The sequence below is a fragment of the Terrisporobacter vanillatitrophus genome (genome assembly GCF_051148895.1).
Classification (GTDB): domain Bacteria; phylum Bacillota; class Clostridia; order Peptostreptococcales; family Peptostreptococcaceae; genus Terrisporobacter; species Terrisporobacter vanillatitrophus.
Map to the genome: position 1 here is coordinate 3,255,938 of NZ_CP154625.1, position 15,222 is coordinate 3,271,159.

Sequence of the window (15,222 nt, forward strand, 5' to 3'; positions counted from 1 at the left end):
TTAATCACCTTTTATTTTTTCAATTGTGTCGAAAAATTTATAATATCTTCTTCTGAATTATTGTTGTCTTCTTTGTCTATACTGTCTGTTGTATTATTTGTATCATTAGAAGATTTACCTCTTAGACCCATGTAATATCCTATAATATCCTTCATAGGTAATGTTGCATAAGTCCCTGAGTTACCTTGCGGTATCACAACACATATTGCTATTTCTGGATCATCCGCTGGAGCATAAGATACTGCCCATCCAAAATCTCCATATGTTTCTTTAAATGCATCTATCTCTTCATCTGTTATTTTGTAATTAAGCTCTTTTATTGCTCTTCTTAAGTAAGCTGCATTTATTCTATCATCTTTTTCAGGTAGTTTCTCAGAAACACCTTCTTTTAATTCTTTTTCTAGTTCTTCCTTAGTTTCATCATCTATATCTTTGCTTGCTAATTGTTCTTTAATTTCATCAATTCTAGCTTTAGTTAATTCTTTTTCTCTTTCTAATCTTAATTTATGATATACATCTAACACCTCATCTTTGTTTACATTGTATGATGATAGATGACTCATTAAATAATCATATTCTTTTTTTGTCGGTATTTTTGTACTTTTTTGTGCAGTACCAGTTTTAGCCGCTATAGGTACATCAAGATTTCCTAATACTTTATTAGCAGTACCTTCAGTAACAACTCTTTTCATACCTATAATTAAATCTTTTAAATTATCATCATCTTTAAAGTCTATTTTTTCAGATTCAGCTTCTTTTATATCTACCTCACTATAGTCAGATGATACAGACTTTTGAATAACATAAAGTTGATTTAAAGTTCCTCCGTTTGCTATGGCAGAAATATATCTAACTATTTGTGCTGGAGTATAGGCATTTTCCCCTTGTCCAATAGCTAAATTAAATGCATCTGATACAGTCCATTTAGAGAAGTTTAAGTAAGTATATACTATTTGATCAGCTAAAGTTTCTAAATCATCTTCTTTTACTTTAAGGTCTTCTAATCTTTTTAGAACTTCAGCTTTACTTGGTGTAGTTTTTTCTTCACACCAATTTGCTATTTGCTGAATTCTTGCAGCAAATTCTTCAGGATTTTTATCCTTAGTTATGTCAGTAAAACTATTTTTCATAACTTTATTTAAATATGTTTTTAGCATAGATTTTGTAGATTCAATTTTAGCTTCTTCACTAGGTACTTTACCTTTACTTTCACTACCTAAGTCTTCATATAATCCTGTATAGTCATCTAAGCCAAATAGTTTAGCATAATCCATTACTTGCTCTGGACCTATTTTCGCATTAGGATCTGCTCCACCAATTCTATTTTCTCCTGTACCTATAGTATAGAAGTAAATATTACAAGATTCTTGTATAGCTTTATAAAGGTTTGTAAGTCCGTGATTAGCTCTACTTTTATTCCATATGGCATCACCATAGGATTTTTTACCCATCCAAATAACACCTGGGTCATTTATAGTATATTCAGGGTTTAATCCATGTTCTAATGCAGCCATCCCTGTAATCATTTTAAATGTTGAACCAGGTTGGAATACACCTTGAGTAACCAAGTTTAATAGTGGCGCTGGTGCAAGTAAATCATTTGTATTCTTAGGTTGTAAATTACTATAATCCTTTGATGATATTCCAGATACAAATAAGTTTGGGTCATATGATGGATAAGATGCTGAAGCTAAAACTTCACCAGTATTTACATCTGTAACTATAACAGCACCTGATTTTGCATTTTTATTTCCACCAGCAACACTTACATCACCATAATCACTTTCATAGAGGCCACCATCACGTAATGCTTTAAGTGTCTTTTCTAAAGCTTTTTCTGTTACTTCTTGTAGGTCTTTATCAAGTGTAAGGTATACTGTATCTCCTGAAACAGGTTCAGTCACCTCTAAATTTTCTGTTATATTTCCTACAGCATCAACTTTAACTTTTTTATATCCATCCGTTCCATGTAGTTTGCTTTCTTGAGTTTTTTCAACTCCATAAAGTCCTACTATGTCATCTTTAGAATATTTTTCTTCTGTATTTTCTAAATATTGTTTTTCCTGAGTAGAAGGTATTTTCCCTAAATATCCAAGAACATGAGATGCTAAATTTCCGTTAGGGTACGTTCTAACTGGTTCATTAGACACAGATATTCCAGGAAGCTCAAGGGCCATTTCCTCAATTGTTGCTATTGTATTTTCACTTATATTTTTTGCTATTGTTACTGGTTTATATTTTGTATAACCCTGAGATTTTATAAGATCTCTAACTATAAGTATTTTTCTAGCCTCTTCATCACTTAAACTTGAATCTATTAAGTAGTAGTCTCTTATTGCTTTAAAGGCCAATTTTGTATCAAATTTATTAGATTTTATTTTATTTTCTTCCATCCATTTATCTACTTTATATCCTTCAAGCCAATCATTCTTTTCTCTATCTTCTGTAAATGTCCAAGTAGATACAAGTATTGGAGGATAATATCCAGCCTCATTTACTTTTTTCTGTAAATCCGCTGGTTTTAAATTTCTATCTTCTTCTGATAGCTTTCCACCTGCTATTATTTGGTCTACTAAATAATAAAATGTTTCTTTAGCATTTAAATCTTGTGGAATATTATTATCTGTCTTATATTTTTTTATATTTTCATCATATGTATAATAATATTTTCCATTTTCTATTACGATAGGAAATTCATCAGTATATTTTTCTTTGTTTTTTTCCAATAAATTAATAAGTTTTAGAGAAATATTATTTCCCTCTGACTTATCTTCTTTTGTATCATTTTTTGTTAATTCATTTATTGATACTTGAACAGTAAACTGATTTTCATTTCCAGCTAATAATCTTCCATATCTATCTCTTATTTCCCCCCTAGCCGCTTTTATAGTAATTTCCTTATACGTTTTATTATCGGCTAAATCTGTATAATAATTATATTTTATTATATTCATATATAAAATTTTAATTATTATAGCTACAAAGGCAAAAAGAAATACATTTTTTATTATCCTACATCTATCATTAATTTTCTTTTCATCCATTAAATCACCAACTAATCTTCTTTAAGTTTTAATATTGATTTATCAAATGCCTTATATAAGATTAAGGCCATTATACTATTTAAAATTGGAAATATTACTATACCTCTTATAATCAATCTTGTTATAGTAAAACTATTATAAACAACAATAGATCCTAATATGTTAAGCACAGAACTAAATATAGTTGTTGCTAAAATTAGTGTAAATATAGTAACTTTACTTTCTTTGTATATTTTTTTTCTTGAATAGCTAATTACATAACATATTAAAAAGTAAACTAAACCATTTACTCCAAATATCCCACCAACAGTTATATCCTTCAAAAGACCTAATAGGGTCCCTATGATCCCAATTTCAAGTTCCTCTAAATATAAAGATATAATTGTTAGGAAAATCAAAAGAAAATCTATAGTTACCCCAAATATACTTATATAGTTGGTTATACTATTTTCTAATATAAGTATAGCTATTCCTAAAAGAGAAAGGTAAACTTTTTTCATTTTAGATCCCCCCTCTAGTTTATACTTCTTGGTTCAACGATTACTACATCGTCTATATTTTTAAAATCAACATTTGGTTTTACTATTACATATTTTAATGAGTTATTTTTATTTTCCACTACTTTTTCTACTTTACCTATGACAATTCCCTCTGGAAATAATCCAAGACCTGATGTTGTAACTACGTCACCTGGTAATACATCATAAGTAGAGTCAAACATATATCCTTGTAACAACCCACTATGTCTATAATCTACTTTTTCGTCTATACTTTCACCATACGTAATAATACCCTTAAATTCAGAGTTCTTCGCTAACTTAAAACTTACTGATGATTTTGTATCTAATAAAGAAATAACTTTACAATAATTTTCAGATACTTCATATACTATACCTACTAAGCCATTACCATTCATAACTAAGCTGTCTTTTTTTACGCCATCTTTACTACCAGCAGATACAACAAAACTTGAATACCAGTTTCCATCATTCTTACTAACTACCTTCGCAGATAAAGTTTTAGCAACATATTTTTCATCTACAAAATTTAACGCTGTTTTTAAACTTTGTAGAGATTGAACATCATCTAATTTATTTTGCAAATCAATTACTTCTTGTTGTAATTTGTTATTTTTTTCTTCTAAGCTTTCAGCTTTTTTAGCATTTTTTTGAAAATTTATTATATTTTCAAATCCACTTTTTACAAAGGTAAATCCACTATTAATTGTACTTCCTATAGTAGATATTGTAGTCATTCCAACATTTGAACCTGTAGGATTACTCCCACCAGTTCTTCCAATAGACATAGCTACAATTCCAATTAAAGTGATAGCAACTACACCTGTTGCTATCACTTTAAAATTAACCTTTTTCTTGTTTTTATTATTCTTTTCAAACTTCAAGGTCAGCACCTACTTCATTACTTTTTATTGTTCATCATTAGTACTTTTTCAAATATTTCTGCATCTTCTACTGATTTACCTGTACCTATAGCAACACAGTCTAGTGGATTTTCTGCTATTTTAACTGGCATTCCAGTTTCTTCTTTAACTAATTTATCAAGTCCTTTAAGTAAAGCTCCTCCTCCAGTTAACATTATTCCATTTTCCATAATGTCTGAAGCTAATTCTGGTGGAGTTTTTTCTAGTGTAGATTTTATTCCATCTACTATAGAATTAATAGGCTCTCTTAATGCATCTCTTACTTCTGCTGAAGATATTTGCATAGTTTTTGGAAGACCTGTTATTAGGTCTCTACCTCTTATTTCCATTTCAATTTCTTCGCCTTCTTTATAAGCTGAACCTATTGTGATTTTTACATTTTCAGCAGTTCTCTCACCTATCATTAAGCTGTATTCTTTTTTTACATAACTAACTATAGCTTCGTCTAATTCGTCTCCACCAAGTCTTATTGATTTAGCTGTTACTATACCACCAAGTGATATTATAGCTATTTCCGAAGTACCACCACCGATATCTACTACCATATTTCCTTCTGGCTCTTCTATTCTAAGTCCTGCTCCTATTGCAGCTGCCATTGGCTCTTCTATTAAGAATGCATCTTTAGCTCCTGCTTGTCTCGCAGCTTCTTCTATTGCTCTTTTTTCAACTTCTGTTACACCAAAAGGTACACATATAGCTATTCTTGGAGAAACTACTCCTTTTTTAGCTGCAGCTTTTTGTATGAAGTAACTTAACATTGATTGAGTAACATCAAAATCAGCTATAACCCCATCTTTCATTGGTCTTATAGCTACTATATTTCCTGGTGTTCTACCTATCATTCTTTTCGCTTCTTCACCAACTGCTAAAACTTGTTTGCTATCATCTCTTATAGCAACAACAGATGGCTCTCTTACTACTATTCCTTGTCCTTTTATATAAACTAATGTATTTGCAGTACCTAAGTCGATACCCATATCCTTAGTCATTTTTCCAAATCCAAATAAAGATTTAAAACCTTTTTTTTCCTTCTTTTCCTTTGCCATTTTCATACACCTTCCTTACTTTTATTCTTATTAAATCAACATATTCTCTTTAAAACTAAAATAAACTCCGTCACCTATTATGATATGATCTATAACTTCTATGCCCATAATTTCACCACAATCTTTTAGCCTATTTGTTACATTTTTATCTTCTTTTGAGGGCTCACAGTTTCCAGATGGATGGTTATGTAGCAAAATAATCTTATTACTACTTCTTCTTATTGCCTCTCTAAAAACTTCTCTAGGATGAACAAGGGATGAATTTAAAGTTCCCACAGAAATGTCCACATCAGTTATTATTTCATTTTTAGTATTTAAAAGAACTACCTTAAAAATTTCTTTATATTGATATCTTAAACTCTCCATATAGTATTTATATATGTCCCAAGGGTTTTTGATTTTATACTTTGCAGGCTTATATGATGCTATCCTACTAGCTAATTCTAAAGCTGCTTTAATTTGAAGTGCTTTAGTTTGTCCTATACCATTAATACTTTTTAGCTCTTCAAAAGTTAAGTCTTGTAAATATCTGATATTATCAGCTTTCTCTATAATCGCTTGTCCTAGTTGAATTGCATTTAATTCTTTAGTGCCAGTTCTTATAAGTATGGCTAATAATTCTGCATCAGATAAACTACTTGCGCCATTTAGAATCATTTTTTCTCTTGGTCTTTCTTCTAATGTCATATCTTTAATTGTCATTAATGAATTAGAAGACTTTTTCAGTTGAATCAACCTCCGTAAAAAAGATTTATTTTAAAGTGATCATTTAAGCAGTCACTTATTTTTGATATTGGAAGCCCTACTATATTAAAGTAGTCGCCTTGAATATTCTTAACTAATAGTCCTCCATACCCTTGTATTCCATAAGCTCCAGCTTTATCTAAAGATTCTTTTGTATTCAAATAATCTTTTATGCATTCTTCGGATAATTCTTTAAAAGTTACTTGACTAACCTCACAATCAATAACTTTTTTGTTTAAACTTAAATTTATCAAAGCGAAACCGGTAATTACATAATGAGTTTTTCCTGCCAATAACTTAATCATGTTATATGCTTCTTCTTCGTTTTTAGGTTTTCCTAAAATTTGGTCATTTATGACAACGATTGTATCTGCACCAATTACTAGTGATTCTTTATTGTTATTTGCCACATCTAATGCTTTTTCGTATGCAAGCCTCATTACTGTTTCTTTTGGTGATTCATCAGCTTTGATAACTTCATCAATTTGACTTTCTTTTACGGAAAATCTCACCTTAGTATTTTCTAAGATTTCTCTTCTTCTAGGTGATTTCGATGCTAAGATTATATCCATTCTCTCACCTCACCTTGTACTATATTTTTGTACTAATTAAGTTTATCATTATATTGTAAAAATTTCAATGTTAATGTCGAGTCTTTTGATTACATAATTGTTATATTTATAATTTTTTTCTTATAAATAATTGGAACGCTTATATTATTTAATTTTTAACAAAAATAAAGGTATGGATTATTTCCATACCTTTATTTTAACCATATTTAAAATATTTTAACATCTATTTTGTAACATGTTTTATTGGTTAGTTGCTTTAATTTCTTCATCAACTAAACTCATGGCACCCTTTTTACATTTTGGTAAACATAAATGGCACCCTTTACATTTATCTTGGTCAATTTTGTGTGGTTGTTTCTTTTCACCTTCTATTGCACCAAATTTACATGCTCTTGCACAAGCAGTACATCCTATACACTTTTCTTCATCTATAGTAACTTTTCTTCTGTCACTAATATCTCCTGCTATAACCTTTGTTGGACATTTTGCTACACATACTTTACATCCTATACATTTTTCTTGATCTACTACTGCAAGCTTGTTGTCTAAAGTTATAGCTTCCACTGGACAAACTTTTACACAGGCTCCACATCCTATACATCCAGCAGAGCAATTTGCTTTTACTGCTTTACCAAATTCATGGCTATTACATTTAACAAATACTTCTTTGCTAGCTGGTTTTTCTATTATTAAAGCCTTTGGACATGCTTCTCTACATTTTCCACAGTTTACACATTTTTCTTCATCTATTACTGCTACGCCATTTTCTATTTTTATAGCATCAAATTTACATACAGAAGCACAAGTTCCAAATCCTAAACATCCTGCACTACAAGATTTTGAACCACCCATTAAAGCTGCTGCCGCTCTACAATCTTTCATACCTTGATGTTCATATTTATCTTTTGCTTTGTCACAAGTACCACTACATTTTACTGCTGCTACCATTTTTTCTCCACTACTTGCCGCTACACCCATTATCTCTCCAACTTTGGCAGCTACTACTGCTCCACCAACTGGACATCCATTAACTGGCGCATCTCCATTAGCTATTGCAGCTGCTAAACCTCCACATCCTGGGAATCCACAACCACCACAGTTTGCTCCTGGAAGTACTGCAAGTATTTCTTCTTCTCTTTCGTCTACTTCAACGGCAAATTTTTTAGATGCATAAGCTAGTATTGCTCCGAATATTAATCCTAAACCACCTAAAAGTAAAATTGCTTTTATTATACTCACAAAATCACCTCCTATTTTATAATTGTATTAATCCTGTGAATCCTAAGAAAGCTATTGACATTAAAGCTGCTGCTATTAATGTTATTGGATATCCTTGGAAAGCTTCCGGTATATCTGCTAATTCTAGTCTTTCTCTTATTCCTGCAAATAATACTATTGCAAGTGTAAAACCAACACCTGCTCCAACACCATTAATTAATGTTGCAACTATATTATAATTATTTTGTATATTAACTAATGCTATACCAAGTACAGCACAGTTAGTTGTTATAAGCGGTAAATAAACACCAAGTGCTTGATATAACGCTGGACTCATCTTTTTTATAACCATTTCAACGAACTGAACTATGGAAGCAATTACTAAAATAAAAGCAATTGTTTGTAAATATCCAGTTGATGTTATATTTAATATTTTTTGTATAAAGAATGTAATTACAGATGCCAATGCTAAAACAAAAGTAACTGCAACTCCCATCCCTACTGCTGTATCAACTTTCTTAGAAACCCCTAAGAAAGGACATATACCTAAGAATTGTGATGTTATAACATTATTAACAAGTACAATACTTAGAAATAATAATATATAATTCATATGACTTCCCCCTTATATTACGCTTTTTTCTTTGCTACTTTATTAAATAGTGCCATTAAGAAACCTAAAGTTAAGAATGCACCTGGAGGTAGTATAAATAATAAAGCAGGCTCATAAGAAGCACCAAATATACTTAAACCAAATATTGATCCTGCTCCTAATAATTCTCTTACTGCTCCTAATACTGTAAGTGCTAAAGTAAATCCAAGACCCATAGCTATACCATCTACAGCTGACTCTACTGGTCCATTTTTAGATGCATAAGCCTCTGCACGAGCAAGTATTAAACAGTTAACAACTATTAACGGAATATATAATCCAAGTGATTTGTCTAAAGCTGGTACATATGCTTTTAAAAGCATTTGTACTATTGTAACGAAAGTTGCTATAACAACGACAAACGCTGGTATTCTTATTTTATCTGGTATTACTTTTCTAAGTAGCGATATCGCTATATTTGAACACGCTAAAACTATTGCTGTTGAAAGTCCCATCCCTATACCATTTATTGCAGAACTTGTTACAGCTAGAGTCGGACACATACCTATAACTTGAACAAAGGTTGGGTTCTCGTCTATAATACCATTTTTAAATATTTTTCCTAGACTCATATTATTTCCCCCTATCCTATTTACTGATGCTATCATATACTTCTACCGCTGCATTAACTCCTGTTGTTACAGCCTTAGATGTAATAGTAGCTCCTGATATTGCTTGTATTTCTGTTTCTCCTGCTGATCCACTTTTTATAACGCTAAGTTCAGTGGCTGGTTTCCCTAAATATTGACCATAAAAAGCTTCTTCCTTAGCCTTAGCACCAAGGCCTGGAGTTTCATTCATATTTCCTACATTAACTCCTGATATAGTTCCATCTGATTTTATACCTACCATAAGTTCTATTTCTCCACCATATCCTGATGGAAGAACTTTTATAGTATACCCTGCTATATCAGAACCGTTCAGTCCTTCATAAACTTCTACAACTTCTACCTCTGAACCACTTTTATATTTATTACTATCTAAAACCTTAAACTCACTAGCATCTGGTAAAACTGTTTGTCTTGCCTCGTTATTAGCTTGTTCGTTTCTTTGTTCTATTAGAGGAGCTGTTATTTGATTCGTCCCAGCTAAAAGACCTGAAGCAACCGCACAAATAACAAATAAGTTCAATCCTAATTTTACTATATTATTCACTCTTAGGCACCTCCCCAAAAACTCTGTTATTAACAAATTTATCTATTAACGGAGTGACAACGTTTGCTAGTAGTATTGAATATGAACATCCTTCTGGATAACCACCATACAATCTTATTACGGTTGCAATAACACCAGCTAAAACAGCATATATAATTTGACCTTTTTGAGTCATAGGCGATGTAGTATAATCAGTTAACATAAAGAATGCACCTAGCATAACACCACCTGCTAGTATTTGGAACATTGAAAACTCAAAACTAAATCCACCTAATAAGAAACTTAATATAAATATTGTACCTAAATAACATGCTGGCATTACATAAGAAATAATTCCCTTATAAATTAAATACGCTCCACCTAGAAGTATTAGTATTGCACATGTTTCACCTATACTTCCTCCTATATTACCTAAAGCCATATCTAAAAGTGATACTCCACTTTCTTTTAATGGTTCAAGTCCAGCTGCACCAGCTTTTAGGAAACTAAGTGGTGTTGCAGTAGATACTGCATCTAAACTATTCATAGTTACCCAATTTACACCAGTTTTAGTCCAAGCAGTCATTGCTACTGGAAATGATGCTAGTAAAAAAGCTCTACCTGCAAGAGCTGGGTTGACAAAGTTATTCCCAATTCCTCCAAATACCATTTTTACAACTATAATTGCAAATACGCCACCCAATACACACATCCACCATGGAAGTGCTGCTGGAACGTTAAATGCAAGTAATAATCCTGTTACCACTGCAGAAAAATCTCCTACAGTACTTTTTTGTTTCGTTATTTTTTGATATAAAAATTCTGACCCAACTGTACCCAGTATACAAAAGAACATTACGAATAAGGCACTGATTCTAAAAAAATACACTGCAGCAAGTGCTGCTGGTACAAGGGCAAGTACTACTTGTTTCATTATATAAGACGTATCTTCATTGCTTCTAATATGAGGTGATGATGATACAATAAACTTGTTTTCCATATTTTTTCCCCCTAACTATTATTTGTTAGCCGCTTGTTGTTTTCTTCTCATAGCTTGAATTTGTCTTTTAGCATTTCTTATTGATTCTACTAACGGTCTTCTTGCTGGACATATGAATGAGCAAGATCCACATTCTATACAATCAAGAGCTCTATGTTCTGCTGCTCTCTCAAAATCGCCTTTTAAAGAATTCGCACTTATATATAACGGTTGTAAGAATGCTGGACATACGTCTGTACATCTACCACATCTTAAACAGTTACTTGGTTCATCAATTTTAGCTTCTTCTGCAGATATACATAGAATTCCAGAAGAACCTTTGTTAGTAACTACATTTGTTGTATATTGAGTCATACCCATCATAGGTCCACCCATTATAAACTTACCTACTTTTACATCTTCTTTAAATCCGCCACATTGATCAATTATTTCAGAAACTACTGTACCTACTTTTGTTATTAAGTTTGCAGGTTCTTTTATGCAACTTCCTGTTACTGTTGTAATTCTTTCTATTAACGGTAATCCCGTCTTAATAGTTTTTGCTATTTGAGCAGCTGTTCCAACATTGTCAACCACAGCTCCTGCAGCTGCTGGTAATGCCCCTGATGGAACTTCTCTTTCTGTACAAGCATATATTAATTGTTTTTCTGCTCCTTGCGGATATTTAACTTCTAGGCCAACTACTTCCACATCGTTAAATCCTTTAGCAGCATTTGTTATAGCTTCTATAGCGTCTGGCTTGTTAACTTCAATACCTATATATCCTTTTTTAACGTTTAAAGCCTTCATTATTACTCTAATACCAAAGACTACGTCTTCAGGATTTTCTACCATAAGTCTATGGTCAGCTGTAAGATATGGTTCGCATTCCGCCCCATTTAAAATAACAACATCAATATTTGCATCTGGTGGTGGTGATAATTTAACATGAGTTGGGAATGTTGCTCCACCCATTCCAACTATCCCTGCTTCTTGGATATACTTGATTATATCCTTTGAGTCCAATGTTTCTAGCTCACCTTTTGGTTGAATACTTTCATCTAATTCTTCTTTAAAGTCATTTTCTATTACAACACAAAGTCCTTTTCCTCCTGGGATTTCATGTTCTTCTATACTAATAACTTTTCCTGAAACAGATGAATGTATATAAGTTGATACAAATCCTTGAGGTTCGCCAATTTTTTGTCCTTTTTTTACCTCTTCTCCTACTTCAACTATAGGTTTTGCTGGTGCCCCTATGTGTTGTTGTAGAGGTATATAGACTACTTTTGGAGCCTCTGCTTTTCTTAAAGCGATTTGATTTGTATACTCTTTATTATATGAAGGATGTATTCCTCCTTTAAATGTTAAGAGCTTCATTTTTCTACCTCCCCAAACTGTTTTTTACTTTTATGCTATTAACTATAGTATACTATAAAATTTAAAAAAGTTAAGAATTGTTAAAAAAATATCCTAATTTGCCAAATACAACAATCATTTTAAACCGTTATTAATATATCAATTTAAAAAATTAAGAATTTATAAATTATCTCATTTTAATATTTTTCATTTTTATTACGTAAAAAAAGGTTGATATGGCAACCTTTTTTTACGTTAACTATTTCATCGATTGCACAAATAAGTAATACTGTTGGATTGAAGATAGTAACAAACCTTGACTCACATATCCTTTGTTCTCATTTGCATTTTTTGAAGAAGTCAAAATATTATTTTGCGTGTCATCTATATAAGAAATTAAATTATTTTTAAATTTATCCATTTTTGAATAATTAATTTTTTGTGTATTTTTTTTCAAATTTTCTAATATTGTTTTTCGATTTGTTAAAATTTCATTATAAGTTTCTAAATCATTTTTATTTTCATCCCAATATTGACCTTCTTTTTGATAATTTTCAATCAAATCATTTAAACCGCTTGCTATATCTTTCATATAAGAATAGCTATCTGTATATTCTAAAGATAACATAGGTACATTTATTTTTGTTAAAAAAGAATCAGAAAAATATGTTCTTGTCTTTTCTAAGTTATTTCTCACCTTGGTTTCATCAAAAGAAGAGTATACTTGAATCTTTTCAGACTTATCTATTGTCATACTTGATGATGGAATTTTATATTGATTCATAACTTCCTCTATTTTCTTCAAATCATTTTTATCTTCTAAAGATGCTACTTGTATTGTATAAACTACCATCTCATTTACACTTGCTACCTGTGAATTTTCTTGCGTTTCATCTTCATCGTCTTTTTCTAATTCATTCAACTGTGACTCAATTGTTGATGAAGTAATAACACCGCTTTTATCAAATATGTTTTTAAATCCATTCCATATTGATGCATTTTTTATTGCACTTACCACATTAACTTTTCCTAACTTGTCCATAAAATCCTTATCCTTCAAGTTTATGTATGCATAAGTTCCAACAATGCATAAACATAAGGTAATAGTTACTACTCTCGTTCCATTAAATTTTTTTCTCTTATTGAAATTTTTGTAGAATTTTCTTTTGCTCATAAGTTGTATCCTCCTAAATGGTTTTTACTAATATATATTTAGAAGATGTCCAATTTATGATATGAATTTGTTTATAAATAATTATTATAAAAAAGCTATGAATTTAGATATTCTCTAATTTCATAGCTTTTTAGTGTTATTAAAATCTTCTTGCCCCTAGCAATACTTTTCCATAATATCCAGATAAAGAGTCTATTTTCACCTTATCTGGTCTTGTTTGAGAACCACTAGCATGAATAAATTCATTATTCCCAATATATATCCCCACATGTGAAGTTTTTCCAGGTGTAACTGTAGCAAAGTGTAATAAATCTCCCACTTTCAAGTTATCTGTTCCTACAGCAGTTCCTACTGTTGCTTGTTCATAAGAAATCCTTGGTAAAGATATTCCTCTTGCATTTAGATATACATAACTTGTAAATCCTGAACAGTCAAATGAATTGGGCCCATTTCCACCCCATACATAAGGCTTACCTAGTTGAGCCATAGCAAGATTTACTACTTCTTCATTTTTAGATTCACTTGGTGTATTATCACCTGGTAATTCTGTTGTAATATTTATATACCTAGAACTTACCCATCCAGTAATATTAGAACTTGTTTTTATTTGGTACCAAGAGTTAGAACTATTAGTTATAGCTACTATTTCTCCTTTTTTTAGAACTGTTTTAACAGAGTAATTTGTACCTGCCCCACTTCTTACATTTAAGCTACTTATGGATTTTCCATAAGTATCCGTTTTAGATATATAAGAAGATGAAACCCATCCTATGGTGTCATTTGATAATTTTACTTTGTACCATCCGTTTGATTCACTTAATAAAAATACCACTTGACCAGGTTTTAAATAAGTTTTAACAGAGTAATTTGTACCTGGTGCACTTCGTACATTTAAATTGGCACTACTAATTACTTTTCCATTTAGATTAACTTCTGTTTCTAGATTACCTTCAGGCTTACTTGAATCATTATTAGAATCATTTGAAATGTTATCCATTGTCTCCTCAACATAAGATCCATGTACCCAACCACTGGTTCCATTAGATAATTGTATTTGGTACCAACCATTTGTTTTGTCAGTTATTTTATGTATTGTTTCATTTTTGACAGTAGTTTTAATTTCATATGATTTTCCTGGACCACTTCTTACATTTAATCTAACGTTACATTTAATTTTTGCATTTAGACTAGCACTTTCTATTTGAATATATTTATCACTGACCCATCCAGTAGACTTGTTAGGTAACTGAACTTTTAACCAACCATCACTTTTTTCTAATATTGCTACAACATCATCTTTGTATAAGCAACCTTTTATACTAGTATCTGTTCCTGGGCCACTTCTTACATTTAATGCACTAACTGCAACTGTTCCTTTTTCTTGTGCACTAACACTAGACTGACCTAAAGATAATGCTAGCGTTCCAACTCCTATAGCTGCAATTACTTTTGTATTCACAGTTATCTCCCCCAAATTTTATCATTCTATTTTTTCTTTGGTAATATTTCTATCCAGTAATTATCTGGATCAGCTATGAAGTATATTCCCATAGCTTTATTTTCAAAACATATACAACTCATTTCTTTATGTAATTCGTAAGCCTTGTCAAAATCCTCTACTTCTAATGCTAAGTGGAATTCGTTATCTCCTAAATTATATGGTCTGTCCCAATCTCTTAGCCAAGTTAATTCTAGATTATGAGATGTTACTCCATCACCTAAATATACTAAAACAAAACTTCCATCTTCTGAATTTATACGTCTAACTTCCTTTAAACCTAATGCTTTTTCATAAAATTCTAAACTTTTTTCTAAATTTAGTACGTTAAAGTTATTATGGCAAAATGTAAATTTCATAT

At 31.1% G+C, this 15,222-nt stretch carries 15 protein-coding genes; all 15 read right to left on the bottom strand.

Annotated features, from left to right (window positions below; genetic code table 11):
• Positions 1-11 precede the first annotated feature (11 nt).
• The 15 genes from TVTCOM_RS16085 to TVTCOM_RS16155 all read right to left on the bottom strand — a co-directional run bounded on the left by TVTCOM_RS16085 (position 12) and on the right by TVTCOM_RS16155 (position 15,220).
• Entirely contained in the window at positions 12-3,044 is a 3,033-nt protein-coding gene (locus tag TVTCOM_RS16085) for a penicillin-binding transpeptidase domain-containing protein (protein WP_434797273.1), read from the bottom strand.
• A gap of 11 nt (positions 3,045-3,055) precedes the next feature.
• On the bottom strand, positions 3,056-3,544 hold the full coding sequence (mreD, locus tag TVTCOM_RS16090; protein ID WP_434797274.1) for a rod shape-determining protein MreD: 489 nt from the start codon (positions 3,542-3,544) through the stop codon (positions 3,056-3,058).
• Between the two features lie 14 nt (positions 3,545-3,558).
• Positions 3,559-4,455 carry a rod shape-determining protein MreC gene (gene mreC, locus TVTCOM_RS16095; protein ID WP_434797275.1) on the bottom strand — a complete coding sequence of 299 codons (897 nt, stop codon included), beginning with the start codon at positions 4,453-4,455 and terminating at the stop codon, positions 3,559-3,561.
• A gap of 8 nt (positions 4,456-4,463) precedes the next feature.
• On the bottom strand, positions 4,464-5,531 hold the full coding sequence (locus TVTCOM_RS16100) for a rod shape-determining protein (RefSeq protein ID WP_434799761.1): 1,068 nt from the start codon (positions 5,529-5,531) through the stop codon (positions 4,464-4,466).
• 30 nt (positions 5,532-5,561) lie between these two features.
• On the bottom strand, positions 5,562-6,233 hold the full coding sequence (radC, locus tag TVTCOM_RS16105; RefSeq protein WP_434797276.1) for a RadC family protein: 672 nt from the start codon (positions 6,231-6,233) through the stop codon (positions 5,562-5,564).
• Positions 6,234-6,262: 29 nt separating this feature from the next.
• Positions 6,263-6,847: a Maf family protein gene (locus TVTCOM_RS16110; protein WP_434797277.1), complete on the bottom strand. Its 585-nt coding sequence runs from the start codon at positions 6,845-6,847 to the stop codon at positions 6,263-6,265.
• A 240-nt stretch (positions 6,848-7,087) separates the two neighbouring features.
• Positions 7,088-8,086, bottom strand: coding sequence for an RnfABCDGE type electron transport complex subunit B (locus TVTCOM_RS16115; RefSeq protein ID WP_434797278.1), 999 nt, complete (start codon positions 8,084-8,086; stop codon positions 7,088-7,090).
• A gap of 16 nt (positions 8,087-8,102) precedes the next feature.
• Complete coding sequence (rsxA, locus tag TVTCOM_RS16120; protein WP_434797279.1) at positions 8,103-8,678, bottom strand: electron transport complex subunit RsxA; 576 nt, start codon at positions 8,676-8,678, stop codon at positions 8,103-8,105.
• Positions 8,679-8,695: 17 nt separating this feature from the next.
• Positions 8,696-9,289, bottom strand: coding sequence for an electron transport complex subunit RsxE (gene rsxE, locus TVTCOM_RS16125; protein WP_434797280.1), 594 nt, complete (start codon positions 9,287-9,289; stop codon positions 8,696-8,698).
• 16 nt (positions 9,290-9,305) lie between these two features.
• A complete protein-coding gene (locus tag TVTCOM_RS16130; protein ID WP_434797281.1) occupies positions 9,306-9,872 on the bottom strand; it encodes an RnfABCDGE type electron transport complex subunit G in 567 nt (188 codons plus the stop codon).
• Positions 9,865-10,851 carry an RnfABCDGE type electron transport complex subunit D gene (locus TVTCOM_RS16135; RefSeq protein ID WP_434797282.1) on the bottom strand — a complete coding sequence of 329 codons (987 nt, stop codon included), beginning with the start codon at positions 10,849-10,851 and terminating at the stop codon, positions 9,865-9,867. Before TVTCOM_RS16135 ends, TVTCOM_RS16130 begins: the two co-directional genes overlap by 8 nt.
• Positions 10,852-10,869: 18 nt before the next feature.
• On the bottom strand, positions 10,870-12,210 hold the full coding sequence (rsxC, locus tag TVTCOM_RS16140) for an electron transport complex subunit RsxC (RefSeq protein ID WP_434797283.1): 1,341 nt from the start codon (positions 12,208-12,210) through the stop codon (positions 10,870-10,872).
• Between the two features lie 238 nt (positions 12,211-12,448).
• Positions 12,449-13,363: a hypothetical protein gene (locus TVTCOM_RS16145; RefSeq protein WP_434797284.1), complete on the bottom strand. Its 915-nt coding sequence runs from the start codon at positions 13,361-13,363 to the stop codon at positions 12,449-12,451.
• 139 nt (positions 13,364-13,502) lie between these two features.
• Complete coding sequence (locus TVTCOM_RS16150; RefSeq protein WP_434797285.1) at positions 13,503-14,822, bottom strand: SH3 domain-containing protein; 1,320 nt, start codon at positions 14,820-14,822, stop codon at positions 13,503-13,505.
• 26 nt (positions 14,823-14,848) lie between these two features.
• Complete coding sequence (locus TVTCOM_RS16155; protein ID WP_434797286.1) at positions 14,849-15,220, bottom strand: VOC family protein; 372 nt, start codon at positions 15,218-15,220, stop codon at positions 14,849-14,851.
• Between the last annotated feature and the right edge of the window lie 2 nt (positions 15,221-15,222).